The 26,731-nt window shown below is 71.5% G+C and carries 25 protein-coding genes; 13 read left to right on the top strand and 12 right to left on the bottom strand.

The features are described from left to right. Window positions 1-26 precede the first annotated feature (26 nt). The 7 genes from Q9G87_RS38120 to metH all read right to left on the bottom strand — a co-directional run bounded on the left by Q9G87_RS38120 (window position 27) and on the right by metH (window position 10,106). Window positions 27-1,052: an ABC transporter ATP-binding protein gene (locus Q9G87_RS38120; RefSeq protein WP_305921437.1), complete on the bottom strand. Its 1,026-nt coding sequence runs from the start codon at window positions 1,050-1,052 to the stop codon at window positions 27-29. Then, window positions 1,049-2,062, bottom strand: coding sequence for an ABC transporter permease (locus Q9G87_RS38115; protein ID WP_305921436.1), 1,014 nt, complete (start codon window positions 2,060-2,062; stop codon window positions 1,049-1,051). Before Q9G87_RS38115 ends, Q9G87_RS38120 begins: the two co-directional genes overlap by 4 nt. 87 nt (window positions 2,063-2,149) lie before the next feature. After that, window positions 2,150-3,913, bottom strand: coding sequence for an ABC transporter substrate-binding protein (locus tag Q9G87_RS38110; protein ID WP_305921435.1), 1,764 nt, complete (start codon window positions 3,911-3,913; stop codon window positions 2,150-2,152). Between the two features lie 47 nt (window positions 3,914-3,960). Further along, window positions 3,961-4,953, bottom strand: a complete 993-nt coding sequence (locus tag Q9G87_RS38105; protein ID WP_305921434.1) for an ABC transporter permease — start codon at window positions 4,951-4,953, stop codon at window positions 3,961-3,963. Window positions 4,954-5,178: 225 nt separating this feature from the next. Then, window positions 5,179-5,673 (bottom strand): cellulose synthase, encoded by a 495-nt coding sequence (locus Q9G87_RS38100; RefSeq protein ID WP_305921433.1) that lies wholly within the window; start codon window positions 5,671-5,673, stop codon window positions 5,179-5,181. Window positions 5,674-5,773: 100 nt separating this feature from the next. Then, on the bottom strand, window positions 5,774-6,418 hold the full coding sequence (locus Q9G87_RS38095) for an HAD family hydrolase (protein WP_305921432.1): 645 nt from the start codon (window positions 6,416-6,418) through the stop codon (window positions 5,774-5,776). Window positions 6,419-6,641: 223 nt separating this feature from the next. Continuing rightward, window positions 6,642-10,106: a methionine synthase gene (gene metH, locus Q9G87_RS38090; RefSeq protein WP_305921431.1), complete on the bottom strand. Its 3,465-nt coding sequence runs from the start codon at window positions 10,104-10,106 to the stop codon at window positions 6,642-6,644. A 119-nt stretch (window positions 10,107-10,225) separates the two neighbouring features. On the opposite strand from metH, the gene Q9G87_RS38085 reads away from it, so the two are divergent. The 3 genes from Q9G87_RS38085 to Q9G87_RS38075 all read left to right on the top strand — a co-directional run bounded on the left by Q9G87_RS38085 (window position 10,226) and on the right by Q9G87_RS38075 (window position 12,663). Next, complete coding sequence (locus Q9G87_RS38085) at window positions 10,226-10,684, top strand: universal stress protein (RefSeq protein ID WP_371825885.1); 459 nt, start codon at window positions 10,226-10,228, stop codon at window positions 10,682-10,684. 345 nt (window positions 10,685-11,029) lie between these two features. Next, the gene (locus Q9G87_RS38080) at window positions 11,030-11,884 is read left to right on the top strand and encodes a PAC2 family protein (protein WP_305921430.1); all 855 of its coding nucleotides are present in this window, start codon (window positions 11,030-11,032) and stop codon (window positions 11,882-11,884) included. Between the two features lie 278 nt (window positions 11,885-12,162). Continuing rightward, entirely contained in the window at window positions 12,163-12,663 is a 501-nt protein-coding gene (locus Q9G87_RS38075; RefSeq protein WP_305921429.1) for a TetR/AcrR family transcriptional regulator C-terminal domain-containing protein, read from the top strand. 40 nt (window positions 12,664-12,703) lie between these two features. Here the strand turns inward: Q9G87_RS38075 and Q9G87_RS38070 are convergent, their stop codons facing one another. Then, entirely contained in the window at window positions 12,704-13,417 is a 714-nt protein-coding gene (locus tag Q9G87_RS38070) for a sirohydrochlorin chelatase (RefSeq protein ID WP_305921428.1), read from the bottom strand. Beyond that, a complete protein-coding gene (locus tag Q9G87_RS38065; protein WP_305921427.1) occupies window positions 13,417-14,583 on the bottom strand; it encodes a uroporphyrinogen-III synthase in 1,167 nt (388 codons plus the stop codon). Before Q9G87_RS38065 ends, Q9G87_RS38070 begins: the two co-directional genes overlap by 1 nt. Window positions 14,584-14,832: 249 nt before the next feature. On the opposite strand from Q9G87_RS38065, the gene def reads away from it, so the two are divergent. After that, window positions 14,833-15,294 (top strand): peptide deformylase, encoded by a 462-nt coding sequence (gene def, locus Q9G87_RS38060; protein WP_305921426.1) that lies wholly within the window; start codon window positions 14,833-14,835, stop codon window positions 15,292-15,294. Here the strand turns inward: def and Q9G87_RS38055 are convergent. From Q9G87_RS38055 to Q9G87_RS38045, 3 genes are read right to left on the bottom strand one after another with little or no spacing between them, the layout of a single operon-like run. After that, on the bottom strand, window positions 15,233-15,514 hold the full coding sequence (locus tag Q9G87_RS38055) for a WhiB family transcriptional regulator (protein ID WP_305921510.1): 282 nt from the start codon (window positions 15,512-15,514) through the stop codon (window positions 15,233-15,235). The genes def and Q9G87_RS38055 overlap by 62 nt on opposite strands. A gap of 36 nt (window positions 15,515-15,550) precedes the next feature. Continuing rightward, window positions 15,551-16,471 carry a glycosyltransferase gene (locus tag Q9G87_RS38050; protein WP_305921425.1) on the bottom strand — a complete coding sequence of 307 codons (921 nt, stop codon included), beginning with the start codon at window positions 16,469-16,471 and terminating at the stop codon, window positions 15,551-15,553. Next, a complete protein-coding gene (locus Q9G87_RS38045; RefSeq protein ID WP_305921424.1) occupies window positions 16,468-17,067 on the bottom strand; it encodes a D-glycero-alpha-D-manno-heptose-1,7-bisphosphate 7-phosphatase in 600 nt (199 codons plus the stop codon). The genes Q9G87_RS38050 and Q9G87_RS38045 overlap by 4 nt, the downstream gene beginning before the upstream one ends. 170 nt (window positions 17,068-17,237) lie before the next feature. Between Q9G87_RS38045 and Q9G87_RS38040 the strand changes: the two genes are divergently transcribed. The 9 genes from Q9G87_RS38040 to Q9G87_RS38000 are packed head-to-tail and all read left to right on the top strand — an operon-like array spanning window position 17,238 to window position 26,676. Further along, the gene (locus Q9G87_RS38040) at window positions 17,238-18,881 is read left to right on the top strand and encodes a carbamoyltransferase family protein (RefSeq protein WP_305921423.1); all 1,644 of its coding nucleotides are present in this window, start codon (window positions 17,238-17,240) and stop codon (window positions 18,879-18,881) included. Then, complete coding sequence (locus tag Q9G87_RS38035; protein ID WP_305921422.1) at window positions 18,878-19,897, top strand: glycosyltransferase family 2 protein; 1,020 nt, start codon at window positions 18,878-18,880, stop codon at window positions 19,895-19,897. The genes Q9G87_RS38040 and Q9G87_RS38035 overlap by 4 nt, the downstream gene beginning before the upstream one ends. Next, the gene (locus Q9G87_RS38030; protein WP_305921421.1) at window positions 19,894-21,072 is read left to right on the top strand and encodes a glycosyltransferase family 9 protein; all 1,179 of its coding nucleotides are present in this window, start codon (window positions 19,894-19,896) and stop codon (window positions 21,070-21,072) included. Before Q9G87_RS38035 ends, Q9G87_RS38030 begins: the two co-directional genes overlap by 4 nt. Further along, on the top strand, window positions 21,069-22,259 hold the full coding sequence (locus Q9G87_RS38025) for a glycosyltransferase (protein ID WP_305921420.1): 1,191 nt from the start codon (window positions 21,069-21,071) through the stop codon (window positions 22,257-22,259). Before Q9G87_RS38030 ends, Q9G87_RS38025 begins: the two co-directional genes overlap by 4 nt. Before the next feature lie 2 nt (window positions 22,260-22,261). Continuing rightward, the gene (locus Q9G87_RS38020; protein ID WP_305921419.1) at window positions 22,262-22,810 is read left to right on the top strand and encodes a D-sedoheptulose-7-phosphate isomerase; all 549 of its coding nucleotides are present in this window, start codon (window positions 22,262-22,264) and stop codon (window positions 22,808-22,810) included. Continuing rightward, a complete protein-coding gene (locus Q9G87_RS38015) occupies window positions 22,807-24,168 on the top strand; it encodes a PfkB family carbohydrate kinase (protein WP_305921418.1) in 1,362 nt (453 codons plus the stop codon). Before Q9G87_RS38020 ends, Q9G87_RS38015 begins: the two co-directional genes overlap by 4 nt. Beyond that, window positions 24,165-24,839 carry an SDR family oxidoreductase gene (locus Q9G87_RS38010; RefSeq protein WP_305921417.1) on the top strand — a complete coding sequence of 225 codons (675 nt, stop codon included), beginning with the start codon at window positions 24,165-24,167 and terminating at the stop codon, window positions 24,837-24,839. The genes Q9G87_RS38015 and Q9G87_RS38010 overlap by 4 nt, the downstream gene beginning before the upstream one ends. After that, entirely contained in the window at window positions 24,830-25,717 is an 888-nt protein-coding gene (locus Q9G87_RS38005) for a glycosyltransferase family 9 protein (protein WP_305921416.1), read from the top strand. The genes Q9G87_RS38010 and Q9G87_RS38005 overlap by 10 nt, the downstream gene beginning before the upstream one ends. Continuing rightward, a complete protein-coding gene (locus Q9G87_RS38000; RefSeq protein ID WP_305921415.1) occupies window positions 25,714-26,676 on the top strand; it encodes a UDP-glucuronic acid decarboxylase family protein in 963 nt (320 codons plus the stop codon). Before Q9G87_RS38005 ends, Q9G87_RS38000 begins: the two co-directional genes overlap by 4 nt. The last annotated feature ends 55 nt before the right edge of the window (window positions 26,677-26,731 follow it).

The following is a 26,731-nucleotide window of genomic DNA, read 5'->3' as shown; positions in this document are numbered from 1 at the left end:
CACGGAAAGAAGCAGCTCGGTTTCACTCACTGGGTCTCCAGCACTGGCTTGATCTCGGTCTCCCACAGGCTCCGCCGTTCGGTCCTGCTCATGTGGCAGCGCACCAGGTGGCCGCCTTCGGTTTCGGCCAGGGCGGGCACTTCGGTGTCCGCCTTGCCGTCGGTGCGCTCGGCGTACGGGCAGCGAGGGTGGAAGGCGCAGCCGGGCGGCACGTTGATCAGGGACGGCGGGGAGCCCTTGATCGGCAGCAGCCGTTCGGTGGGCTCGCGGTCGAGGCGGGGCATGGAGCCCAGCAGGCCCCAGGTGTAGGGGTGCTCGGGGCGGTAGAAGATGTCGTCGGCGGAGCCGTATTCGACGCACTTGCCGCCGTACATGACGAGGATGTCGTCGGACACCTGGGCCACCACGCCCAGGTCGTGGGTGATGATGATGAGTGCGGAGTTGAACTCGCGCTGCAGGTCGACCATGAGGTCGAGGATCTGCGCCTGCACGGTCACGTCGAGCGCGGTGGTGGGCTCGTCGGCGATGAGCAGCTCGGGGTCGCACGACAGTGCCATCGCGATCATGGCGCGCTGCCGCATGCCGCCGGAGAACTCGTGCGGGTAGGCGTCGACGCGCCTGGCCGGTTCGGGGATGCCGACGCGGCCGAGCATGTCGATGGCGTGCTTGCGGGCGACCTGCTTGGTGACCTTGTGGTGGATGCGGTAGGCCTCGATGATCTGGTGGCCGACCGTGTAGAAGGGGTGCATCGACGACAGCGGATCCTGGAAGATCATCGCCATCTTCTTGCCGCGCAGCCCGCGCACGTGCTCGGCGGAGGCGCCGATGAGCTCCTCGCCGTCGAGCCAGATCTCGCCGGACATCCTGGCACGGCCGCCCTTATGCAGGCCGAGTACGCCGAGGCTGGTCACGCTCTTGCCGGAGCCGGACTCGCCCACGATGCCGAGCGTCTTGCCGCGCTCGACGCCGAACGACAGCCCGTCGACGGACTTGACCAGACCGTCGTCGGTCGGGAAGTGGATCTTCAGATCCTTGACGTCAAGGAAGCTCATGACAACCTCACCCTCGGGTCGACCACGGCGTAGAGCATGTCGACGACCAGGCTCGCGATCACGACGAACAGCGCGGCCATGAGGACGACGCCCATGACCTGCGGCAGGTCCTGGTTCCTGATGGCCAGGATGGCGTACTGGCCGAGCCCGGGCAGAGTATAGGTGGTCTCGGTGAGCACGGCGCCGCCGATGAGCAGGCCGAAGTCGATGCCGAAGAGGGTGAGGACCGGCGTCAGCGCGGCGCGCAGGCCGTGCTTGACGATGACCTCGCGCTCACGCAGGCCCTTGGCGCGGGCGGTGCGGATGTAGTCCTCTCCCATGGTCTCGAGCATCCCCGCCCGGGTGAGCCTGGCGTAGCCGGCCGCGAACAGGAACGCCAGCGTGATCCACGGCAGCAGCAGGTCGTAGGCCCACAGCGCCGGGTTCTGGGTGAACGGAACGTAGGCGCCGCCGGGCGCGGTCCAGCCCAGGCCGTAGCTGAAGAAGACCAGGGTGATCATGCCGGTGAAGAAGATCGGCAGCGACACGCCGGCCAGCGCGGTGCCCATCGACAGGCGGTCGAAGAAGCTGCCGCGGCGCAGCGCGGACAGCACGCCCACGCCGATGCCGACCGCCACCCAGATGAGGGCGGCGCCGATGGCCAGGGAGATGGTCACCGGCAGGCGGTCGATCAGGTCCGGCCAGACGGGCTGGCCGGTGATGAAGGAGTAGCCGAAGCACGGTGCGGGACACTGCTCGACCCCCGCGCCGTAGTCGTATTCGGCGCCGAAGATGAGGCTCTTGAGGAACCGGCCGTACTGCACGACCACCGGATCGTAGAAGCCCAGCTTCTGGGCGACCAGGTGCACCGTCTCCGGTGTGGCCGCGCGGCCCACGTACCGTGAGGCGAGGGCCTCGGGGGTGGCCCCGGCCCACTGCGGCACGATGTAGAAGATGCCGAACGTGACCATGCTGATCACGACGAGCATCGCGACTGCGCCGATCAGACGTCTGATGATATATGTGAGCACCGCTACCGGCCGAGCGGCCCGGCCCGTCGCCGGGCCAGGCCGCTCCCGCCTTCACCTGCCTTTACTAGATCCCCGAAGCGCGCCAGGTCACTGGACGCCCATCATGATGTAGTCGTAGCCCTGCTGGCCCTCGTTGTAGGCGACGTTCGTCACGTTCTGGCCGCGCAGGAGCAGAGCCTTCGCCCAGACCACGGGAAGGATGGAGGCGTCCTCCATGACCTTCTTGTCCACGTCGACCCAGAGCTTCTCGCGGGCCGTGGCGTCCAGCTCGGACGAGGCCTGGTCGATCAGCTTGTCCACCTCAGGGTTCTTGACGCTGAGGTTGTAGTTGCCGGCCGGGCGGATGGTGCGGCTGTCGACGATGGCCTGCAGGAAGCCGTAGCCGTCGGGCCAGTCCGAACCCCAGCCGTGGGCGGCCAGGCCGATGCCGTTCTTCTTCACGTACTCGACGTTGCCGGCGTAGTCGGAGAAGTAGCTGGAGGACGGGAAGCCCTTGAGCGTGAGCTTGATGCCGACCTTGTCCAGCGCCTGCTGCATCGCCTCGGCCAGCGCCTTCTCACGCGGCCGGTCGGAGCGGAAGGACATGGTCGTGGAGAAGCCGTTGGGCTGGCCGCAGGCCGTCAGGGCCTCCTTGGCCTTGGTGACGTCGCCCTTGTTCTCCGGCGTCTGGTACAGGTCGAACTTCTGCTGGCCCTTGATGGGCGGCGGCATGACGTTCGTGGCGATCTCGCCGCCGGCGACCGGGCCGCCGAAGGCGGTCTGGTTGGCGACGCGGTCCGCGGCCCACATGATGGCCTTGCGGCAGTCGAGGTTGTCCAGCGGCTTGGTGTCGGGGATGACCGACACGAACCACAGACGCTGCAGGACCGGGTTGTCCGTACGGGCCTTCATCGCCGGGTCGGGCAGGACCTTGCCCAGCGCGGCGGGCTGCAGGCCGGTGCCCGGGACGTCCAGGTGGATGTTGCCGGACATCAGCTGGTTGTCCAGGTCGTCGGCGTTGACGTTGAGCTGGACCTCGATGCGGTCGGGCAGCGCCGGACGGTTGGGGTCGGTCGCCGCGTCCCACTGGTCGTTGCGCACCAGCGCCAGGCTCTTGCCGGCCTGGACGCTCTCGAACTTGTAAGGACCGGAGGAGATCACGTGCTCGCGGTACTTCGCGCCGGTGTCCTTGGCCTTGGGCACCGGGGCCGTCATCGGCATCTGGACGATGTAGTCCATCGACGCGAACGGCTTGGTCAGGTGGAAGACGACCGTGGTGTCGTCGGTCGCCTCGACGGCCGACTTGTAGTCCACGTCGGGGGTCTTGTAGACGCCCTTGAAGTCCTTCGGCCAGGCCAGCAGCTCGTTGAGGTAGGAGGGGCCGTGCGTGAAGGTCTCCTTGTCGAACGACCTGCCCACCGCGTACGCCACGTCCTGGGCGGTGATCGGCGTGCCGTCCTCGTACTTCAGACCACTCTTGATCTTGTACGTCCAGGTCTTGCCGTCGGCGCTCGGCTGGCCGAGACCCTCGGCCAGGTCGGGCACCACGGTGGCGCCCTCAGGCCCCGGTCCCGGCTTGTACATCGTCAGCGTCCGCCAGTAGAGGCGGCCGAAGTTGAAGGAGTAGCCGTAATAGGTGTCGGCCGGGTCAAGGCTGTCCCAGTCGGAGGAGTGCGCGGCCTTGAGCGTGCCTCCCTTCTTGGTGGAAGCGTTGAACACCTGGGTCAGCGCCACGTTCGCCGCGGGTTGCGCGGCGCCGCCGGCGGTGGCCGTCTGGGCCGGCTGCTGCTGGCCGCCACCTCCGCCACAGGCGGAGAGCACCAAGGCGAGCGCCGCTGTCGCGGCCGCCGCCAGTGCGGATTTCCTTCTCATTGACTAACCCCTTGTTAGTGAGATGGGGGATGGAGCGTAGGCGAAGGTCAATGCGCGCGCGGGTCGAAGGCGTCCCTCAGCCCGTCGCCGAACAGGTTGAACGCCAGGACGGTAACGAAGATCGCCAAGCCCGGGAAGAGCACGAAGTGCGGGAGTGTGTAGAAACGCACCGCCTCCGAGAGCATGCCGCCCCACGTCGGAGTGGGCGGGTTGATGCCGACTCCCAGGAACGAGAGCGCGGCCTCGAACAGGATGTTGGTCGGAATGAGCAGGGTCGCGTAGACCAGGATCGGCGCCATCAGGTTGGGCAGGACCTCGCGGAACAGGATGTAGCCGTGGCGTGCCCCGAGGCTGCGCGCGGCGTCGACGAACTCCCGCTCCCGCAGTGACAGGGTCTGCCCGCGTACGATGCGGCCGATGCTGGGCCAGCTGAAGAACCCGATGATGAAGACGAGCATCGCTACGCGCAGTCCGTTGCCCTCCAGGCCGAACCCCTTGTCGGGGACGACGCCGGCGAGCGCGATCGCGAAGACCAGCAGCGGGAAGGCGAGGAAGACGTCCATGATCCGGCCGATCACCTGGTCGACCCATCCGCCGAAGTAGCCCGCCAGGACGCCCAGGACCGTGCCGATGAGCACGGACACGAGGGTGGCGAGGAAGCCGATCAGCAGCGAGATCCCCGCGCCGGCCACGATGCGGCTGAAGATGTCGCGGCCGTTGACCGGCTCGACGCCGAGCAGGTATTCACTGCTCACACCGCCGAAGTTTCCCTTGGGCAGGAGCGTGCTCTGGTCGATCGCGTCCTGGTGGAACTCCAGCGGCGGGTGCCCGAAGGCGGCGATGATCGGCGAGGCGAAAACGGACACCAGGATCAGGAAGATGACGAAGATCCCGCCGGCGAGCGCGACCTTGTCCCGCCTCAACCGCATCCAGGCGATCCCGGTGAGCGACCGGCCCTGGATGGCCTTGCCCGCTCCCGCGAGCACCGACTCCGGATGCGCCTCCGCCGCGGAACCGGAAACGTCGAGCGGCGCGGTCATGCGAAATTGCCCCCTGCATCTAGACGACGCTGTCTATTAGAGATGACTTTAGACCGCGAGTCGCGACCTCAGGAGGCAGAATCTATGGCCTGAGCTGCTGTGACCAGTCCCTCGGGCTGCTATGTGGCTAATCTGTGATTGATGCGAAACTCATTCGTATCGATCTTGAACGGAATGTCTGGGGCACGTCCCGTTTCAGTCTCAGAACTGTGACACAAGCCGGATTCAGCCGATACCACGGCGTTTGAGAAGTTCCTCGATGTCCGAAAAGTCGTCGTCGCTCTTGGCCGGCTTCGGGGCGCCCACGGCGGGCTGAGGCTTGGGTGCGGCGGCCGGCTTGTTCGCTGAAGGCTTAACGGACTGTTGCGCCGGAGTGTCAGAAGCGGACGTCTTCCTGCCCGCGGCCAGCCTCCTGCCACGCAGAACCCCGGACACGACGAACAGCACCACCGACAGCCCCGTGACCGCCACGCCGGCCCAGACCAGCGGGTTGAGCACCAGTCCGGTGACGAACCCCACCAGGGTCGTGCCGACGGTCCACAGCGCCTGCAGCGCGCCGGTCAGGTAGGCCGCCATGGGCAACAGTGCCCATGCGGCCACCCGCATCCCCGAAGCCGCACCCCTGCGGCGGAACGCCAGGAAGCTGAACACCAGCCCGGCGACCGTCGCACCGGCACACAGTGGCAGCCAAAGCGAAGCAAGCTGGTTGAACATGTCCATGGTGCCGCCCCCTCAATGTGTGGCTCGTTACTCCATCCTGGCACGCGAACGCCCGGTCGCCTCCTCCGCGAGAACCACTTTTCCCTTAGGGGACGAGCCCTCAGAACGTCAGGAGTGCCCTGAGGTCGGCGACCGCGACCTCTTGCAGGGAGGAGACCACGAGCCGGCCGGGCGCCGGCTCGATGGGCAGGAGGCTGGGGACCGCCACGACGGCGCAGCCGGCCGCCGTGGCCGCGGCCACGCCGTTCGGCGAGTCCTCCAGGACGACGCAACGGACCGGCTCCACGCCGAGCATGCTCGCGGCCATCAGGTACGGCTCCGGGTCCGGCTTGGTGCGGGAGACGTCGTCGGCGGTGACCACGACGTCGAAGCGGTCTCTGCCGACGCTCTTGAGCACCGCGTCGGCGATCTCCTTCAGCGAGGACGTGACGAGCCCCACGGGGACTCCCCCGGCCCGGACGGCGTCGAGCAGCTCGGAGGCGCCCGGCATCACCGATACGCCCGCCGACAGGCGCGCCACCATGCCGTCGAGCATCCACTGCCGCACGATGTCACCCGCCACCTCGGAGCCGGACACGGCCAACATGTAACCGACCGTCCGCTCCATGGACCCGCCGACCAGGTGCGCCTGATGCTCGGGCGTCCACTGCCCGCCGAGCCGGCCCATCACCTCGGTCTCGATCTCCAGCCACACCCGCTCGCTGTCGACCAGCAGCCCGTCCATGTCGAAGAAGACGGCTTCCATGTGCCCCCGATCCGTAGGTACGTGCACGCCATTGTCGCGCTCGCCGGGTGAACGCGTCCGGCCGGGTGGCGGAAGAACGACCGCCGCCCCAGTGAACGGCCTCCTGCGGCATGGTCGAGTAGCGGGGACGCCGACCGCCCGGACGCCCGATCAACAGCGGCCCTGCCGACGGCACGACCGCCGCCCGACGGCGAGGGCGGGGCGGCAGAGCGGCCGGGGCGGGTCAGACGTTGAAGTATTTGGCCTCGGGATGGTGCGCGACCAGCGCGGAGGTGGCCTGCTCCGGGTGGAGCTGGAACTCCTCCGACAGCGTGACGCCGATGCGCTCGGGGTCGAGCAGCTGGAACAGCTGCACCTGATCCTCGAGGTTGGGGCACGCCGGGTAACCGAAGGAGTAACGGCACCCCTGGATGTTGACCTTGAGCATGTCGTCCAGCGACTCCTCGCCCCCGATGCCCCACTCCGAGCGGACCCGGGCGTGCCAGTATTCGGCCAGGGCCTCGGTGAGCTGCACCGACAGGCCGTGCAGCTCCAGGTAGTCGCGGTAGGCGTCCTTGGCGAACAGCTCGGACGTGGCCTCGGCGATCTTCGAGCCCATGGTGACGACCTGGAGGCCGACCACGTCGACCTCGCCGGAGTCCTTGGGCCGGAAGAAGTCCGACAGGCACAGGTGGCGGTCACGGCGCTGGCGGGGGAAGGTGAAGCGGGTGCGCTCGCCGCCGTCCTCGTCGAGGACGATCAGCGAGTCGCCGTCGCTGACGCACGGGAAGTGCCCGTAGACGACGGCCGCCTCCAGCAGGCCCTCGGTCTGAATGCGCTCCAGCCACATGCGCAGCCGCGGCCGGCCCTCGGTCTCGACCAGCTCCTCGTAGCCGGGCCCGTCGCCGCCCCTGGTGGGCTTGAGCCCCCACTGGCCGAGGAACAGCGCCCGCTCGTCTAGGAAGGCGGAGTAGTCGGTCAGCGAGATGCCCTTGACGATGCGGTCCCCGTAGAAGGGCGGCGCCGGCACGGGGTTGTCGGCGGCCACGTCGGAGCGGGCGGGCAGCTCCTCGACCGGGGTGCGGGTGAGCACGGCGCCGGTCTTGACGCGCCGCTCGCGCAGCGGCGGCAGGGTCGCCCCGGCCACGCCGCGCTTGACGGCCATGAACGCGTCCATGAGCCGCAGCCCTTCGAACGCGTCGCGGGCGTAGCGCACCTCGCCCTCGAACAGCCCGGCGAGGTCCTGCTCGACGTAGGCGCGGGTCAGGGCGGCGCCGCCGAGCAGCACGGGGTATTTCTGCGACAGGCCCCTGGAGTTCATCTCCTCCAGGTTTTCCTTCATGATGACCGTCGACTTGACCAGCAGGCCCGACATGCCGATGACGTCGGCCTTCTGCTCGTCGGCGGCCTCCAGGATGGCCGACACCGGCTGCTTGATGCCGAGGTTGACGACCTGGTAGCCGTTGTTGGACAGGATGATGTCGACGAGGTTCTTGCCGATGTCGTGCACGTCGCCTTTGACGGTGGCCAGCACGATGCGGCCCTTCGTCTCGCCCTCGACGCGCTCCATGTGGGGCTCGAGGTAGGCGACGGCGGCCTTCATGACCTCGGCCGACTGCAGGACGAACGGCAGCTGCATCTGGCCGGAGCCGAACAGCTCGCCGACCGTCTTCATGCCGTCGAGCAGCACCTCGTTGATGATCTCCAGGGCGGGCCGCTGGTCGAGCGCGGTGTCGAGGTCGGCCTCCAGGCCCTTGCGCTCGCCGTCGATGATGCGCCGCTTGAGCCGCTCCCACAGCGGCAGCGCGGCCAGCTCCTCGGCCTTGCCGGCGCGCATGGCGGCGGCGTCGACGCCCTCGAACAGGTCCATGAACCGCTGCAGCGGGTCGTAGCCGTCGCGGCGGCGGTCGTAGACCATGTCGAGCGCGACCTGGCGCTGCTCGTCGGGGATGCGCGCCATCGGCAGGATCTTGGAGGCGTGCACGATGGCCGAGTCGAGCCCGGCGTTGACGCACTCGTTGAGGAACACCGAGTTGAGCACCATGCGGGCGGCCGGGTTGAGCCCGAAGCTGATGTTGGACAGGCCCAGCGTGGTCTGCACGCCCGGGTAGCGGCGCTTGAGCTCGCGGATGGCCTCGATGGTCTCCAGGCCGTCGCGCCTGGTCTCCTCCTGGCCGGTGGCGATGGGGAAGGTGAGGCAGTCGACGATGATGTCCTCGACCCGCATGCCCCAGTTGCCGGTCAGGTCCTCGATGAGGCGGGTGGCGACGCGCACCTTCCAGTCCGCGGTGCGGGCCTGGCCCTCCTCGTCGATGGTCAGCGCGACCACGGCCGAGCCGTGCTCGCGCACCAGACGCATGATCTTCTGGAAGCGGGAGTCGGGGCCGTCGCCGTCCTCGTAGTTGACGGAGTTGACGGCGGCGCGGCCGCCGAGCATCTCCAGCCCGGCCTGCAGCACCGCCGGCTCGGTCGAGTCGAGCATGATCGGCAGGGTGGAGGCGGTGGCGAAGCGGAAGGCCAGCTCCTTCATGTCGCTCACGCCGTCGCGGCCGACGTAGTCGACGCACAAGTCGAGCATGTGGGCGCCGTCGCGCGCCTGGTCGCGGGCCGTCTCCACGCAGTCGTCCCAGCGGCCCGCCAGCATGGCCTCGCGGAAGGCCTTGGAGCCGTTGGTGTTGCAGCGCTCGCCGATGGCCAGGTAGGAGGTGTCCTGGCGGAACGGCACGGTCTGGTAGAGCGAGGACGCGCCCGGCTCGGGGTGCGGCCGGCGCGGCGCCACTTCCTGGCCGCGGACCCGCTCGACGACCTGGCGCAGATGCTCGGGGGTGGTGCCGCAGCAGCCGCCGACCAGGGACAGGCCGTAGTCACGGGTGAACGTGCCGTGCGCGTCGGCCAGCTCCTGCGCCGTCAGCGGGTAGTAGGCGCCGTCGGAGGTCAGCACCGGCAGGCCCGCGTTGGGCATGCAGCTGAGCTTGAGCCGGGAGTGGCGGGCGAGATAACGCAGGTGCTCGCTCATCTCGGCGGGGCCGGTCGCGCAGTTGAGCCCGATGATGTCGACGCCGAGCGGCTCGATCGCGGTCAGCGCGGCGCCGATCTCGGAGCCGAGCAGCATCGCGCCGTTGGTCTCGATCGTGACCTGGGCGATGATCGGGATGTCCCGGCCGGAGGCCTCGGCGGCCCGCTTGGCCCCGATGACGGCGGCCTTGACCTGGAGCAGGTCCTGGCAGGTCTCGATGATCAGCGCGTCGGCGCCGCCCGCGATCAGGCCAGCCGCGTTGTCCCGGTACGCGTCGCGCAGGCTGGCGTAGGGCAGATGACCCAGCGTGGGCAGCTTGGTGCCCGGGCCCATCGAGCCGAGCACGAAACGCGGCTGGTCCGGCGTGGACCAGTGGTCGGCGGACTCGCGGGCGATCCTGGCGCCCGCCTCGGAGAATTCGAAGACCCGCTCGGAGATGTCGTATTCGCCGAGTGCGGCGAGGTTGGCGCCGAAGGTGTTGGTCTCCACGCAGTCGACGCCGACGGCGAAGTAAGCGTCGTGGACGCCGCGCACGATGTCGGGGCGGGTGACGTTGAGCACCTCGTTGCAGCCCTCGTGACCGTGGAAGTCGTCGAGGGTCGGGTCCTGGGCCTGGAGCATCGTGCCCATCGCGCCGTCGGCGACGATCACGCGCTGGGACAACACTTCTCGGAAGGACGGCGAAATGCTCATGGGGTAGAGCTTATCGGCTGCGCTTCGAGGGCTGTTCGAGCCGGGCTCGAGAGATCGCTTTCGGGCGAGGCGTTAGGCTGCCGACTGGTCATTGAACGCAGCGTCCAATAGGGGTCATCATGGCCTACCGCACCATACTCGTCGGCACCGACGGCTCGGCCTCGTCCTTCCGCGCCGTGTCCGCGGCGGCGTCCCTGGCCGCCGCGACCGGCGCCACTCTCGTCCTGGCCTGCGCGTATCTGCCCATGCGGGAGAGCGAGCGCGCGGCGGCCGCCGACCGGCTCGGCGAGCTGGCGTACAAGGTGAGCGGATCCACACCGGCCGACGACGCGCTGCGGGCGGCGCGCGAGCACGCCGTCGCGGCGGGCGCCGCCGGCGTGGTCCTCGCCGCCGAGCAGGGCGACGCCGTGGACGTGCTGGTCTCGCTGGCCGCCAGGCACCGCGCCGACCTGATCGTGGTCGGCAATCGCGGGCTCAACAGCCTGGCCGGCCGGCTGCTCGGATCCGTGCCCTCGGGCGTGTCCCACCGCGCCTCCTGCGATGTGCTGATCGTGCACACCACCGACGGCAAGCGCTGACAGTCCGGGCACGGGTCCGCCCCGAACGCGAGGCGAGTCCGCGCCGAGCACAAAGCCGTACAGGCGCAAGAACGTCCCGAGCACAGGGCTCCGCCGAGCGCGAACACGTTCGCGCTCGTGTGGGGCGCCGGAGGGCCGCGTCGCGGGCCCGGCGGGCGGAGACGGCCCGGAAGGGCGGTGCGGAGTGGCCGGGCGTTCGCAAGGAGATCGGTGACGCCGATGCCTCCTTACCGCATAGGCTTAGCGGGACAATGGAGCGAAGGAGCTCGGCGCGAGAGAGCGAGGAACGAGCCAACGAGCGCCGAAGCGGTCGCGACCATCGACAACAGCGGGAGGAGGCGACACGTGATAGAGCTTGAAGGGCTCCCCGAGCTCGTCGACCCGGTGCTCATTGCCGCGTTCGAGGGGTGGAACGACGCGGGCGAGGCCTCCAGCGGTGTGATCGCCCATCTCGAGTCCGCCTGGAAGGCCGAGCCGCTCATCGCGCTCGACCCGGACGACTACTACGACTTCCAGGTGACGCGGCCCGTCGTCGAGATGAACGACGGGCTGACCCAGTCGATCGTGTGGCCGACGACACGGCTGCTGCGCGCCAGGCCGGAGGGCGTGGAGCGCGATATCGTGCTGCTGCGCGGCATCGAGCCCAACATGCGCTGGCGCTCGTTCTGCGCCGACATCATCGAGGTCTGCCGCGAGCTGGGCGTGGAGCTGGCCGTCATGCTGGGCGCGCTGCTCAACGATTCTCCGCACACCCGTCCCGTGCCCATCCTGGGCGGCGCGACGGACGAGACGCTGGCCCGCTCCACCAACCTGGAGCTGAGCCGCTACGAGGGCCCGACGGGCATCGTGGGGGTGCTGCAGCACGAGTTCGGCCAGGCGGGCCTGGACGCGATCTCGCTGTGGGCGTCGGTGCCGCACTACGTGGCCCAGCCGCCCAATCCGAAGGCGACGCTGGCGTTGCTGCGCCGGCTGGAGGACGTGCTGGAGATCCCGATGCCGCTCGGCGACCTCGACGAGGAGGCCCGTGCGTGGGAGCACGGCGTCGACGAGCTGGCCTCGCAGGACACCGAAGTGGCCGAATACGTCAAGGAGCTCGAGGAGCGCAAGGACGCCGCCGAGCTGCCCGAGGCCAGTGGGGACGCGATCGCGGCCGAGTTCGAGCGTTACCTGCGCCGTCGGGACAGCGGCACCGACGGCTGACGCCACCGCGACCACGAGAGCCTCACCAGTAGCGACACTGACAGCTAACCCTCAGGGATTAAAACCGACAATTTTTCCCGCTTTCGGGTAATAATCGGGGACCACAAGATTGCATGAAGTTGGGATCCCAGATTTAAGGCCTCCTACCCGATGAATCGCGAAACCTCGGTTTCGCGCCGTGATGCCTACCCACTCACCGCGCAGTTAGGCACGCCATGGCGACTTCCCATGTAGATCCGCATCAAAGAAGTCAGGACACCCGGCGGCGCGTCCTGGAGATGGCCGTCTCCCTCAGAGACGACCGGCCCGGCGGCTCCGTGGATCACTTCCTCGCCCTGCTGCAGGACCGGCTTCCGCTCTGGCTCAGCATTCTCCATGCTCTCTCCGACCGCATCGGAAAAGGGTGCGTCTCAGCCAATCTCCTTCCTGTTGCCCAGGCGGGCATTGACTACTACATCGACGTACAGAGCGCGGCGCTACCCGTCTTCACCTCGCCGAACGTGACCGTCCGCTTCCGCCAGGCCATCCGCGACAACGGGCTCGGCCCCCGCACGGAGACCGCGCCGCTGGCCGCCTACCTGGCGGCCGAGCAGCGGCTGGGCCGGGTGCGCTCCGACGTCGACCCGGAGGCCAGTGCCCGGCTGCTGATCGCGGGCTGCTTCCACCGGGCCTACATCGAGATGTTCGTCGGCGCCGACGCGGGGCCGACGCGCGAGGCGAGCGCGGTCGAGATCGTGCGGGAGCTGCGCCTGGAGCCCGTCAGTTCCACGGTCGCCTGACGACCCGGCGGCAGCGGAGCGTCCGCGGTCGCCGGGGCTCTCAGTGCCGTGACGCCCGGGCGGTCTGCGGCATGGTGCGCCGGCCGCGCAGGGCTTCGTCGTAGCGGTGCCAGATCAGGGCCGCCACGTCCGGGTCGGCGCCCAGCGGCTCGCTCACCAGCCCCGCGCCGGCCGCCGCCAGGCGGTCGTGGAAGAAGCCGGGCGCCAGCACGTACGAGGCGATCGCCACGCGGGCGGCCGGGGTCGCGCCGAGCCGCTCCATGGCCTCCTCCAGCGACGGCGAGCCGGCCGAGGCGAAGGCCGCCGTGACCGGGCGGGCCAGGCGTAGCGCGAGCTGGTGCGCCGCGGCCCGCACGTCGGCGAGCGCGGCCGGGTCGGAGGATCCGGCCGCGCCGAGCACGACCGCGTCCGTGGAGCGCAGCCCGGCCCGGGCGAGCTTGCGGGCCAGCACCGACGTCAGCAGCCGGTGCGGGCCGAGCCAGCCGGCCACTACGGCGTCGGGACGGTGCTCGGCGATGACGTCGGGCAGGTCGATGTGCACGTGGTATCCGCCCGCCAGCAGCAGCGGGACCACCACCACCGGGCCGCGGGCGGCGTCGAGGACGTCGGCGAGGAGGGGCGAGCTGATCTCGAGGTAGCTGAGCTCGACCCGCTGCCCTGGACGGGCCCTGGCGACGGTCCGCGTCAGGGCCGACAGGGTCTCTTCCCCCGCGGCGCTGCGGGTCCCGTGCGCGGCCAGGACGAGTGTGGGCATCACATCCCCGCCTCGTACTGGCACGCGAGCCGGTAGCCGCGCTTGACCACCGTCTCGACGATCCCGCTGGGGCCGAGCGCGCGGCGCAGCCGCGTGATGGCCATCTCCACGGCGTGCTCGGCCGAGTCGCGCGCGATGCTGCCCGGCAGCACGGTACGCAGGTCGGCGCGGGAGACCACATGCCCGGGCTTGTCGGCCAGCCGCTTGAGCACCGCCATCGGGGCGGGCGGCAGCGGCCGCAGCTCGCCGTCCACCACCACGGCGTGGCCGCGGATCTCCAGATGGTGGTCGCCGGCGACCAGCCTGGTGACGCCGTGCTCGGGCAGATGCCTGGCCAGGGCGCGGGCCAGCGCGCCCAGGCGCGAGCGGTCCGGCTGCAGGGTCGGCACGCCGCGCGCGGTCAGCGGCCCCGCGGTGACGGGCCCCACGCAGGCGGCCACGACGGGCCCGCCGAACGCCGCGAGCAGCGCGTCTTCCAGCCCCTCTGCCCGGGCCATGCCGAGCATGGCGTGTACGGCGGGCGCGCTGGTGAAGGCCACCGCGTCCACCGACCCGGAGATCGTCTGGCTGATCAGGCGGCGCAGCGGCGAGACGTCGCGGTACGGCAGCCACCGGTAGACCGGGATCTCGATCACCTCGGCGCCTGCCTGGCGCAGCGCGGCCACGAAGTCGTCGAGCGGCTCGCCGTGCTGCTGCACCGCGATGCGCCGGTCGCGCAGATCCTGGTCGAGCAGATACTGCTTGACCTCCTCGCAGGACTCGGTGGCCGGGGTCCAGTGGTCGTTGAGCCCGGCGGCCCGCACCGCTCCCCTGGCCTTGGGCCCGCGGGTGAGCAGGCGGGCGCCGGACAGGTGCTCGCCCAGGTCGGACGACAACCCCCAGCCTTCGGCGGCGGCCATCCAGCCGCGAAAGCCCACGCCCGTGGTGACCACGACGTCGTCGAGCGGCGATTCGAGGGCGAGTCTGGTGGCGGCGAGCAGGTCGGTGTCCTCTGCCAGGGGGACCAGCCGGATCGCGGGGGCGCTGACCACCCGCGCGCCGCGCCGCTCCAGCAGGGCGCCGAACTCCTCGCGCCGCCGGGTCGCGGTCACGCCGACCGTGAAGCCCGACAGCGCGTCGGGCGCCGTCTCCGGCGCGGCGCTGCCTTCCAGGGGGAGCGCACTCATGCCTTTACCTCCAGATATGCGAGGATGCCTGGCCGGGCCCCGAGCACTCGGCCAGGCATCACACGCGCGTGTGACGCAAGTGAGATCACCCTCCGATACTGCTTTCGGGTGGTTTCGCCCACGGGTCTCTCTTGTTACCGCTGTGCTACAAGGCCGCGCATTCGCGATTGGCGGAGGCGATCACGGGAAACCTTCACCCTGAAGGCGCGGCTTATCGGGGAGTGGCGGGTGACGGTCCGGCCTATTCGCATGTTCGACGATCCTGTGCTCCGCTCGGTCGCGGAGCCGATCCACGACTTCGACCGGGAGCTGCGGCGGCTGGTGAAGTCGCTGACCGCCACGATGCGGGCGCAAGCCGGCCGCGCGGGGCTCGCGGCACCGCAGATCGGGGTGCCGGTGCGGGTGCTGGTCTACGGCTACGACGGCAGATCAGGCCATCTGGTCAATCCGCGGCTGGAGCTGTCGGAGCGGCGCATCGTCGCCGACGAGGCGTGCCTGTCCGCGCCCGGTGTGTGGTGGCCGCTGGAACGTTCCTACCTGGTCACCGCCCGGGGCCGCGACATGTTCGGCAAGCCCGTGACGGTGCGGGCGCTCGGCGTGCTGGCGCGCGTGCTGCAGCACGAGACCGACCACCTGGACGGCGTGTTGTTCAGCGACCACCTCGAAGCGGCTGAGCGGGAACGCTTTCTCGCGGCGGCCCTGCCACGCTGAGCTCCCGTCGCTGCTCCGGATCGGTGCCACCCCAGACGCCGTACGCCTGCCGGGTGGCCAGCGCGTACTCCAGGCACGGCTCGCGCACGGGGCACCCGTGGCACACCGACTTGGCCCGCTCAACCTGCGACTGGCTCGGCCCCTCCAGGGAGATCGGGAAGAACAATTCCGGGTCCAGGTCGAGGCAGGCGGCTCTGCGTGTCCAGTCGAGCATCATCATCATCATGACGTTCGCGCCTACCCAGGCCGCCGGCGGTCATACCTCGCCGAGCAGCCGGTCCCAGTCGGACAGGAACCGGCCGAGCCCGTAGCGGGCCAGCGCCGCGGCCCGCGCCGCCTTGCCGGCCTGCGCGGCGCTCTCGGGGTCGGCGGCGAAGGCGTGCAGGGCGTCGGCCAGCACGTGGACCTTCGTGGACAGCACCCCGGCCTCCGGCGGCACCGCTTCGACGGCCTCGGTGGCGGCCAGCCCGACGACCGGCATGCCCAGGGTCATGGCCTCGATGAGGGCCAGCCCCAGGGAGGTCCACCGATAGGGGTGCAGGTAGACCCGCCGCCTGGCCAGCTCGGCATGCATGACGTGCTGCGGCAGATCCTCGTAGGCCCGGTATGGCAGCCCGTTCACCTTCATGCCGAACACGTCGAGCGGGACCCGCTCGGCGAAGCGCGGCAGCAAGTCGGTGCCGGCGACCCGGGCGCGGCGGACCGGCTCGTTCACCACGACGCCGGCCCGGGGCAGCTCGCCCGTGTAGAGGTGGCCGGGGTCGGGGACGCCGTGTTCGATGACGCGCGTGCGCGCCTTGCCGCTGTCCCAGTAGAGGTCGTTGAAGTGGGTGACGTGGACGAGCGTGATGCCGGCCTGGCCGGCCAGCGGGTGCCGGGTGGCAGGCACGTCGCCCTTGGGCGTGTTGTGCTCGACGTAGATTCCCGGCACGTCGCGGCCGAGCCATGCGCGGGCCAGGTCGATCTCGTGCGGCCGCTGGTAGACGGCCACGTCGACGGGCTCGTCGCGGAGCCGGTCCCACGGCACCTCGCGGGCGCTGTCCGGCCAGTCGTAGGTCGCCGCCCGCCCCCGCCCGTCGGGACCCCGATCGGGGACGAGCGGCAGCACGTACGTGTGCCTGCCGCGGATGAAGGCGCTCGTCCAGGAGCCGTGCACGTGCCAGAGGAGGATCCTCACCAGCGGCTCCAGCCCATGGCGCGGGCCCACGGCGCGGAGACGCGGGCGCCGGCGGGCACGGGGCCTTCGGCGTCGCTGAGCACACGGTCCACGACGTCGGTCAGGTCGTCGGCGACCTCGGGGGCCTGCTCGATCTCCTCCGGCCGCGTCTGCTCGGTCGGGACGAGGATGCCCCTGGCGCCGGCGGCCCTGGCGGCCTCCATGTCCCTGCCGATGTCGCCGACCACCACGCAGTCGCGGGGGCTGATGTCGAGCACGGCAGCGGCCCTGATCACGAGCCCGGGCGCGGGTTTGCGGCAGGTGCAGCCGTCGGCGTCGTCGTGGACGCAGATCGCCCACGCGTCGAACGGGCCGAGCAGCTCCTCCACCCTCGCGTTCACCTGGTCCATCTCGTCCGGAGAGACCAGGCCCTTGGCCACGCCCGACTGGTTGGTCACCACGGCCACCGGCACCTCGGCGCGGCGCAGCCGGCCCAGCGCCTCCAGCGCGCCCGGCATCGGCTCGACCCGCCTCGGGTCGCCGTTGTAAGGCACGTCCCTGATCAAGGTCCCGTCCCGATCGAAGAGCACGGCGCCGGGACGTCGCTTTTCGAACACCTTTCACCTCCGTCGCATGCCGGGCAGCTACCCGGGGACCGAACCGGCAAACAACTACTTACAGTGACAAAGCGCAGAGCGCCGCGCCTGTTTCCGCATCTCCGGGGCCTGCGGGAGGTTTGAGGGCCGCTTCTCTCGGTAGCCGTTCACGACATCCCGAGGGGGGACATATGCGATTTCTCGGCATTAACGCGATCTTTCATGACCCGGCGGCGGCGTTGGTGGTCGACGGGAGGATCGTGGCCGCGGCGGAGGAGGAACGCTTCAGCCGCCGCAAGCACGGCAAGCGGCCGGTGGCGTTCTCTGCGTGGGAACTGCCCGAGCAGGCCGCCGCCTGGTGCCTGCGCGAGGCGGGTCTCGCCCCCGAGGACATCGACGCGGTCGCCTATTCGTACGACCCGGCGCTGGTGACGCAGCGCCCGGACGGCGATTGGGAGGACCTGCGCACGACGTACGCGGTGCGCGCCCCGCTGTTCCTTGCCACGGCATTGCCGGGATTGGACCCCGGACAGGTCCGCTACGTGCCGCATCACGTGGCGCACGCAGCCTCGGCGGGGCTGGCCTGCCAGTGGTCGACGGAGGGGCGCGACTGCGCGGTGCTGGTGTGCGACGGCCGTGGCGAGAACGTCTCCCACCTGGCGGGCCGCTACCGCGACGGCGAGCTGGACGTCCTGGCCACCCAGGAGCTGCCGCACTCCCTCGGCCTCATGTACGAGGACGTCACCGAGCACCTCGGCTTCCTGCGCTCCAGCGACGAGTACAAGGTCATGGCGATGGCCTCCTACGGCACGCCCCGCCACCTGGAGGCGCTGCGCGAGGCGATCTACACGACCGGCGACGGCGGTTTCCGCGTCGAGCCCGTCGACTGGAACCTCTACGCCAAGGCCCTGCCCAAGGGCGGCGCCTGGACCTCCGACCACGCCGACCTGGCCGCCAGCGTGCAGGCCAGGCTGGAGGAGGTGCTCATGGAGCTCGTGCGCTGGCTGCACGGGCGCACCGGCGAGCGGCGCCTCGCGCTGGCCGGCGGCGTGGCGCTGAACTGCGTGGCCAACACCCGGCTGCTGGACGAGGGGCCGTTCGACGAGGTGTGGGCGCAGCCCGCGGCCGGCGACTCGGGGACCGCGCTGGGCGGTGCGCTGCACCTGGCGCAGGCGTACGGCGAGCCGGCTGCTCCCATGCCGACCGCGGCGCTGGGGCGCGGCTTCACCGACGAGGAGCTGGGGGCGTGGCTGGAGGTGGCCCGCGTGCCGCACACCCGGCCCGCCGACCTGGCCGCGGCGGTGGCCGCCGAGCTGGCCGCCGACAAGATCGTGGCCTGGTTCCAGGGGCGGGCCGAGTACGGGCCGCGGGCGCTCGGGCACCGGTCGCTGCTGGCCCATCCCGGGCACGCGCGCAACACCGAGCGGCTCAACGACGTCAAGGGCCGTGAGCAGTTCCGGCCGATCGCGCCGATGGTGCTGGAATCGCGGGCGGCCCAGATCTTCGGACGGGGGCCCGTGCCGTCGCCGTACATGCTGTTCGTGCACGACGTGCATCCGGACTGGGCGGCGCGCATCCCGGCGGTCGTGCACGTGGACGGGACCGCCCGCATCCAGACGGTCTCCCCCGCCGCCGAGCCGCTGATGGCGCGGGTGCTGGCGGAGTTCGAGGCCCGCACGGGGCTGCCGGTGATCGTCAACACGAGCCTGAACACCGCGGGGCGGCCCATGGTGGACGACCCGCGTGACGCGCTCGAATGCTTCGGGTCGGCGCCGGTGGACGTGCTCGTGCTCGGGCCGTACGTGGTGCGGCGCGGGGAGGTGTTCGCCTCGTGATCACCGTCGTGATCCCCACCATCGGACGGCCGACGCTCGGCGACACGGTGGCCGCCGTGGGCTCCGGGGTGCCGGTGATCGTGGTGGACGATCGGGTTACGGATCGCGATCGAGCGGGTACTCTTCGTTGTGGCGGTGGCAGTCGCACGAAGGAGCGTGGTGTGACGCTGCCGTCCTTTTCTCATGAGCGCCTACGAGTCGTCCGATCGGGCGGCCGGGGACCCGCCGCGGCGCGCAACGCCGGGTGGCGGGCCGCGGACACGCCCTGGGTGGTGTTCCTCGACGACGACGTGATCCCCGAGCCCGGGTGGGCCGAGGCGGTCTGGAAGGACCTGGTGGACCTGCCCGAGGACGTGGCGGGCAGCCAGGGGCGCATCGTGGTGCCGCTGCCGGCTGGCGGGCGGCCGACCGACGCCGAGCGCAACACCGCCGGGCTGGCGCGGGCGCTGTGGGTGACGGCCGATATGGCCTACCGGCGATCGGTGCTGGAGGCGGTCGGCGGATTCGACGAACGCTTCCCCCTGGCCTACCGGGAGGACGCCGACCTCGCGCTGCGGGTCGCGCGGGCGGGCCACCGGCTCGTGCGCGGCGACCGGGTGACGGCGCATCCGGTGCGTCAGGACGGGTTCTGGGCCAGCGTGCGCTTCCAGCGGGGCAACGCCGACGACGCGCTGATGCGGCACGTGCACGGGCCCGGGTGGCGGGCGGCCATCGGCGGTGGCCGCGGCCGGCTGCGAACGCACGCGGTGACCACGGTGGCCGGGCTGGCGGCGCTGACCCTGGCCGCCCCGGGCATCGCCGGGGCTCGCCGCGAGGTCCTGGGGCGGGGCCCGGCGGTCGTGGCCGGACTCGCCGGGGCCGTGTGGGCCGCCTTGACGGCGGAGTTCGCGTGGCGGCGGATCGCGCCGGGGCCGCGTACCCCCGATGAGGTGTGGCGGATGGTCGTCACCAGCGTGGTGATCCCGCCGGTCGCATGCGCGCACCGGCTGCGGGGGGAATGGAGGGTGCGGCGATGAGCGCTCGCGTGCCGGGAGCGGTGCTGTACGGTGTGGGCCCGTGCACGACGGCGGGCGCCGCGAGATGCGGCTCCGCCGCGAAGGCCACGCCCGCGAGGGCGAGCGCCGAGCAGACCGAACGGGCCGCCGCCAAGAGCGCCGGCGGCCGGGGGCGGGTGCTGGTGGCGCGGCTCGACGACGCCGGGGACGTGCTGCTGACCGGCCCCGCCGTCCGGGCCGTGCGCACGCTGGCCGAGGAGGTCGTCTTCCTGGCCGGCCCGAACGGCAGGGCGGCCGCCGAGCTGCTGCCTGGCGTGGACCACGTCGTGGAGTGGCAGGCCCCGTGGATCGACCACACTCCCCCGCCCGTCAGCAAGGCGCACGTCGCCGGCCTGGTCGGGCGGCTGCACGGCATCGACGAGGCGGTGGTCCTCACCTCGTTCCACCAGTCGGCGCTCCCGCTGGCGCTGCTGCTCAGGCTGGCCGGCGTACGCAGGATCACGGCGATCAGCAACGACTACCCCGGCTCGCTGCTCGACGTGCGCCACGTCGTGGACGAGAGCCTCGACGTGCCCGAGGCCGAGCGGATGCTGGCCGTGGCGCGGGCGGCGGGGTTCGAGCTGCCACCGGGCGATGACGGCAAACTCGCTGTTCAGCGGCCATTGCCGGATATAGACAAATTTACAGGGCATTTGCCCAGCGTCGGCGCCGATGCCGGCAAAAGCACGTATGTCGTGGTGCATCCGGGGACGTCGGCGCCCGCGAGGACATGGCCGGCCGAAAAGCATCGGCAGGCCGTACACGAGCTGGCGCAAGACGGGCACCGCGTCGTCGTGACCGGCACGGAGCGTGATCTCACGGCCTACGTGGCCGGCGACGACGCAGCCGACCTCGGCGGCGCGACCACTCTCGGCGAGCTGGCCGCCGTGCTGGAACACGCCAGCGTGCTCGTGGCCGGCAACACCGGCCCCGCGCACCTGGCCGCGGCGGTCGGCACGCCGGTCGTGAGCCTGTTCGCCCCCGTCGTCCCGGCGGCGCGGTGGGCCCCGTACGGGGTCCCCGCGGTGCTGCTCGGCGATCAGCAGGCGCCCTGCAAGGACAGCAGGGCGCGCACGTGCCCGATCCCCGGACACCCATGCCTGTCCCAAGTGACAAGTGAGCAGGTGGTCAAGGCAGTGAGGGAGCTGACTCAGTGAAGGTCGATCTCATCTCCGAGCACGCGGACCCGCTGGCCGCGGTCGGCGGCGTCGACGCGGGCGGCCAGAACGTGCACGTCGCCGCGCTGGCCGTCGCGCTGGCCGAGCGCGGGCACACGATCACGGTCCACACCCGGCGCACGTCGACGTCGCAGCCGGCGTCGGTGCCCCTGGCGCCCGGCGTCACGGTCGAGTACGTGCCAGCCGGTCCCCCGGTGCCGATACCGAAGGACGAGCTGCCGCCGTACATGCCGGAGTTCACCGACCGCCTCGCCGACCACTGGGCGATCGATCCGCCGGACATCGCGCACGCCCACTTCTGGATGAGCGGGCAGGCGGCGCTGCAGGCGGCGGCCGACGGCATCCCCGTGGTGCAGACGTTCCACGCCCTGGGCACGGTCAAGCGGCGCTGGCAGGGCGAGGCGGACACCAGCCCGGCGCACCGCCTCGACACCGAGCGCGAGATCGGCAAGCGGGCCGACGCGGTGCTCGCCACCTGCAGCGACGAGGTAGGCGAGCTGTGCGCGATGGGCGTGCCGGAGCGGCGGATCATGGTCGTGCCGTGCGGGGTGGACCTGACGGCGTTCTGCCCGGACGGTCCGGTGGCGCCGCGCCCGGGGGGACAGATGATCCTGTGCATCGGCCGGATGGTGCCGCGCAAGGGCGTGGACACCGTCATCGCGGCGCTGCACCGGCTGCCGGGCGCCGACCTGGTGATCGCCGGCGGCAGCCCCGACGACGAGGAGGCCGTCAGGCTGCGCGAGCTGGCCGCCGCGTACGGCCTCGACGAGCGGGTGCATGTGATCGGCAGCGTGCCACGCGCGCAGGTGCCGGCGCTCATGCGCGCGGCCGACGTCGTGGTGACGGTGCCGTGGTACGAGCCGTTCGGCATGGTCCCGGTCGAGGCGATGGCGTGCGGCGTCCCCGTCGTGGCCTCCGCGGTCGGCGGGCACCTGGACACGGTCGCCGGCTGCGGCGTGCTGGTGCCGCCCCGCCGCCCGCGCGCGCTGGCCAGAGCGCTGAAGGACGTGCTCGGCGACCCGGACAAACGGGCCGGGCTCGCGGCGGCGGGGGCCAGGCGGGCCCGTGAGAGGTACGGCTGGCCGCACGTGGCCGAGCGGACCGAGGCCGTGTACACGCAGGTCATCGACGGCAAGCTGTGCGGTCTGGCGGCTCTGGGGGGTTGATCGTGGACGTTCATCTGGAAAAGCTCTGGACCACGCTGGAGAAGGTCGACGGCCAGGCGGCCGGGGTGCGCGCGTGGGGCGCGAAGCTGGCCGGCGTGCTGAGCTCCGGGGGCCGGCTGCTGGTCTGCGGCAACGGCGGCTCGGCGGCCGAGGCGCAGCACCTGACGGCCGAGCTGGTGGGCCGGTTCAGGGACGACCGGCCGCCGTACGCGGCGATCCCGCTGCACGCCGACGGCTCGTCGCTGACGGCGATCGCCAACGACTTCGGCGCCGAGGAGGTCTACGCCCGCCAGGTGCGCGCGCACGGCCGGCCCGGCGACGTGCTGCTGTGCCTGTCCACCAGCGGCACCAGCCCGAACGTGCTGGCCGCGGCCAAGGCGGCGCAGGAGGGCGGGATTCTGGCCTGGGCCATGACCGGGCCGGCGCCCAATCCGCTGGCCGGACTGTGCGACGACGCGGTGGCCGTACCGGCCGAGGAGACGGCGACCGTGCAGGAGGTGCACCTCGCGCTGATCCACTTGCTGTGCGATGCGGTGGAGGAGGCGCTGTGAAGGATCACGGCGCGGTGGAGGCACTGGCGGGCCCGCTCGTGGTGCTCGGGGACACGTTGCTCGATGTGGACGTCGAGGGCGAGGCGGAGCGGCTGTGCCCGGACGCGCCCGTCCCGGTGGTGGACGTCACCGCCGAGCAGGCGCGCCCCGGCGGGGCCGGCCTGGCCGCGCTGCTGGCCGCCCGCGACGGCGCCGACGTCGTGCTGATCACCGCGATCGGCGACGACCCGGACGGGCACCGCCTGTGCGGGCTGCTGTCGGGAGAGCTCGACCTGGTACGGCTGCCGCTGCGCGGCGGCACCGTACGCAAGACCAGGGTCAGGGCCCGAGGCCAGACGCTGGTCAGGCTGGACACCGGGGACGGCACGGCCAGGTATGCCCCCAGCCAGGCGGCCGCCGAGGCGATCGCCGGGGCCGGCGCGGTGCTGGTGTCCGACTACGGCAGAGGCGTGGCCAAGATGGCCGGCGAGCTGGTGCGCGACAGCGCCGTGCCGGTGGTGTGGGACCCGCACCCGAGAGGCGAGCGCCCCATGCCGGGCTGCGCGCTGCTGACGCCGAGCGAGGCCGAGGCGCGGGTGTTGTGCCCGTCCGCCTACCGCAGCCCCGACCAGGCCGCCCGCCGGCTGGTGCGGGAGCTGCGGGCCAGGGCGGTGGCCGTCACGACGGGCGCGTGCGGGGCCGCGCTGGCCGTCGAGGGCGGGCCGCTCATCCGGGTGCCGCCGCCCGTGCGGGCCGGCGCCCACGACGCGTGCGGCGCGGGCGACCGGCTGGCCGCCGCCGCGGCCCTGGCGCTGCGCGACGGCCACGGCGCCGCGGACGCGGTGGCGATCGGCGTCGGCGAGGCATCACGTTTCGTGGAGCGCGGCGGCGCCGCCTCCATCAAGATCCAGGAGCAGCGGCTCGGCGACCGGCCCCGCACGGCGCTGGAGGTCGCCGGGCTCACCCGCGCCAACGGCGGCCGGCTGATCGCCACGGGCGGCTGCTTCGACCTGCTGCACGCGGGCCACGTGAGCCTGTTGCGGCGGGCCAGGGCGCTGGGCGACGCGCTCGTCGTCTGCGTCAACTCCGACGCCTCGGTACGTCGGCTGAAGGGCCCCGCGCGGCCCATCGTGGACGCGCGTGACCGGGTGGAGGTGCTCAGGGCGCTCGGCTGCGTGGACGCCGTGCTGGTGTTCGAGGAGGACACCCCGGCCCGCGCCATCGAGCTGCTGCGCCCCGACGTGTGGGTGAAGGGCGGCGACTACGAGGGGGAGGTCCTGCCCGAATCCGAGGTCCTGGCCAGGCTCGGCGCGCAGATCGTCGTGCTGAGCACCCTGCCGGGACGTTCGACAACGAATCTGATCAGGGAGATCCAGTGAACATCTTGATTACCGGGGGAGCCTCCGGGCTCGGTCTGGCCACCGCCGAGGCCGTGGAGAAGGAGGGCTGGCGGGCGCTGGTCGTCGACGTCCGAGAGCCGGACCAGCGCTTCGATCATGTCACCGCCGACCTGGCCGACCGCGGCGAGGCCGAGCGGGCGGTACGCGAGCTGGCCGAGCGGGCCGGCGGCCTGGACGGCGTGGTGACGGCCGCGGGCATCGACGCGTGCGGGCGTCTGGAGGACGTGCCGGCCGACGACTGGGAGCGGGTCATCAAGGTGAACCTGCTCGGCACCGCGTCCGTCGTGCGTGCCGCGCTCCCGTACCTGAAGCACACCCGCGGCAGGGTCGTCACCTGCGCGTCCACGCTGGGGCTGCGGCCGCTGAGCGACGCGTCGGCGTACTCGGCGTCGAAGTTCGGCGTCGTCGGCCTCACCCGGGCGCTGGCGGTGGAGCTGCGCGGCGAGGTGGGGGTGACCCTGCTCATTCCGGGCGGCATGCGGACGAGCTTCTTCGACGGGCGGCCGGAACAGTACAAACCGGGTCCCGAGGCCGGGCTGAACGATCCGGCCGACGTCGCGCAGACCGTGGTGTTCGCGCTGCGGCAGCCGGCCGGATGCGAGGTGAGAGAGCTCGTCGTGTGCCCCTCGACGGAGACGTCATGGCCCTAGAGCTCTTGGTGCTGCGCGGGCTCGGTCTCGGCGATCTGCTCACGGCCGTGCCCGCGCTGCGGGCCCTGCGCCAGGCGTTCCCGCGGCACCGGATCACCCTGGCCGCGCCACGGACGCTGGAGGCCCTGCTGCCACTGACCGGCGCGGTGGACGGCCACGTGGATGTGTCGGGGCCGGGCCCCGTGCCGATGGACAGGGTGCCGTTCGAGCGGCCGGACATCGCGGTCAACCTGCACGGAAAGGGGCCGCAGAGCATCGACGCGCTGCGGCGCACCGAGCCGGCGCGGCTGATCAGCTTCGGCACGGGACCGCCGTGGCAGGACGGCGTGCACGAGGTGCGCCGCTGGTGCGGGCTGCTGGAGTGGCACGGCATCCCGGCCGATCCGGGCGACCTGACGCTCGGCATCTCCGACCGTACGGGGCCGGCGATCGTGCACCCGGGGGCCGCCTTTCCGGCGCGGCGCTGGCCGCCCGATCGGTTCGCGCAGGTCGCGGCCACGCTGGACGACGTCGTCGTCACCGGCACCGCCGAGGAGGTGCCCATCGCCAGGAAGGTCGCCGAGCTGGCCGGGCTGCCGCCCGAGCGCATGCTGGCCGGCCAGACGTGCCTGGCCGACCTGATCGACCTGGTCAGCAGGGCCAAACTCGTGGTCTGCGGCGACACCGGTGTCGCGCACTTGGCGACGGCGTTCTGTGTGCCGTCGGTGGTGTTGTTCGGGCCGGTCTCGCCGGCGTTGTGGGGCCCGCCGCCCGGCTGGCGCCACGTGGCGCTGTGGGCCGGGCGCAACGGGGATCCGCACGGCCAGCGGGTCGATCCCGGCCTGCTGAAGATCGAGGTTTCCGAAGTCGTCGACGCTGCGTTGGAGGTCACGTCATGAGGGCTCTGGTCACCGGGGGCGCCGGATTCCTCGGCTCTTACCTGTGCGAGCGGCTGCTGGAAGAGGGGGCGGAGGTCGTCTGCATGGACAGCTTCCTGACCGGCGGGCCACGCAATGTCGAGCATCTGATGGACCGGCCGGAGTTCCGGCTCATCGAGTGCGACCTGACCGGCTTCGTGCACGTGCCGGACCGGCTGGACCTCGTCCTGCACTTCGCCTCGGCCGCCTCGCCGGCCGACTACCTGCGCTATCCGATCGAGACGCTGCGGGTGGGCAGCGTGGGCACGCTGCACGCGCTGGGGCTGGCCAGGGAGAAGGGCGCCAGGTTCGTGCTCGCCTCGACCAGCGAGGTGTACGGCGACCCCCTCGAACACCCGCAGAAAGAGACGTACTGGGGGAATGTGAACCCGGTCGGCCCGCGCAGCGTGTACGACGAGGCCAAGCGCTTCGCCGAGTCGCTGACCACGGCCTACCGCCACTCGCGCGGCACCGACACCGGCATCGTGCGGATCTTCAACACGTACGGCCCGCGCATGCGCCCGTTCGACGGGCGGGCGATCCCGACGTTCATCAGGCAGGCGCTGACCGGCGAGCCGATCACCATCACCGGCGACGGCGCGCAGACCCGCTCGATCTGCTACGTGGACGACACCGTGTCGGGCATCCTGGCCATGGCCCGCAGCGACTTCGCCGGGCCGGTCAACATCGGCAACCCGGACGAGCTGACCATGCTGGAGCTGGCCACGACGATCAGGGAGCTGGCCGGGTCGTCGTCGCCGATCGTGTTCGTCGACCGGCCCGCCGACGATCCCAAGGTCAGGAGGCCGGACACGACGCTGGCGGCCGAGCGGCTGGGCTGGCGGGCCCGGGTGCCCGCGCGGGAGGGGCTGCGCCGCACGATCGCGTGGTTCTCGGCCGAACTGGCCGCGATCGAGCGGCTCGAGCGGGTGCGGGCCTGAGCGGGGGACGGGCGCCGCGAGCCCCGCGCCCTGAGGCGGGCGCGGGGCCGGCGGC

The organism is Nonomuraea turcica, assembly GCF_030718205.1.
GTDB lineage: Bacteria > Actinomycetota > Actinomycetes > Streptosporangiales > Streptosporangiaceae > Nonomuraea.
This window is presented reverse-complemented; position numbering and strand designations above follow the sequence as displayed.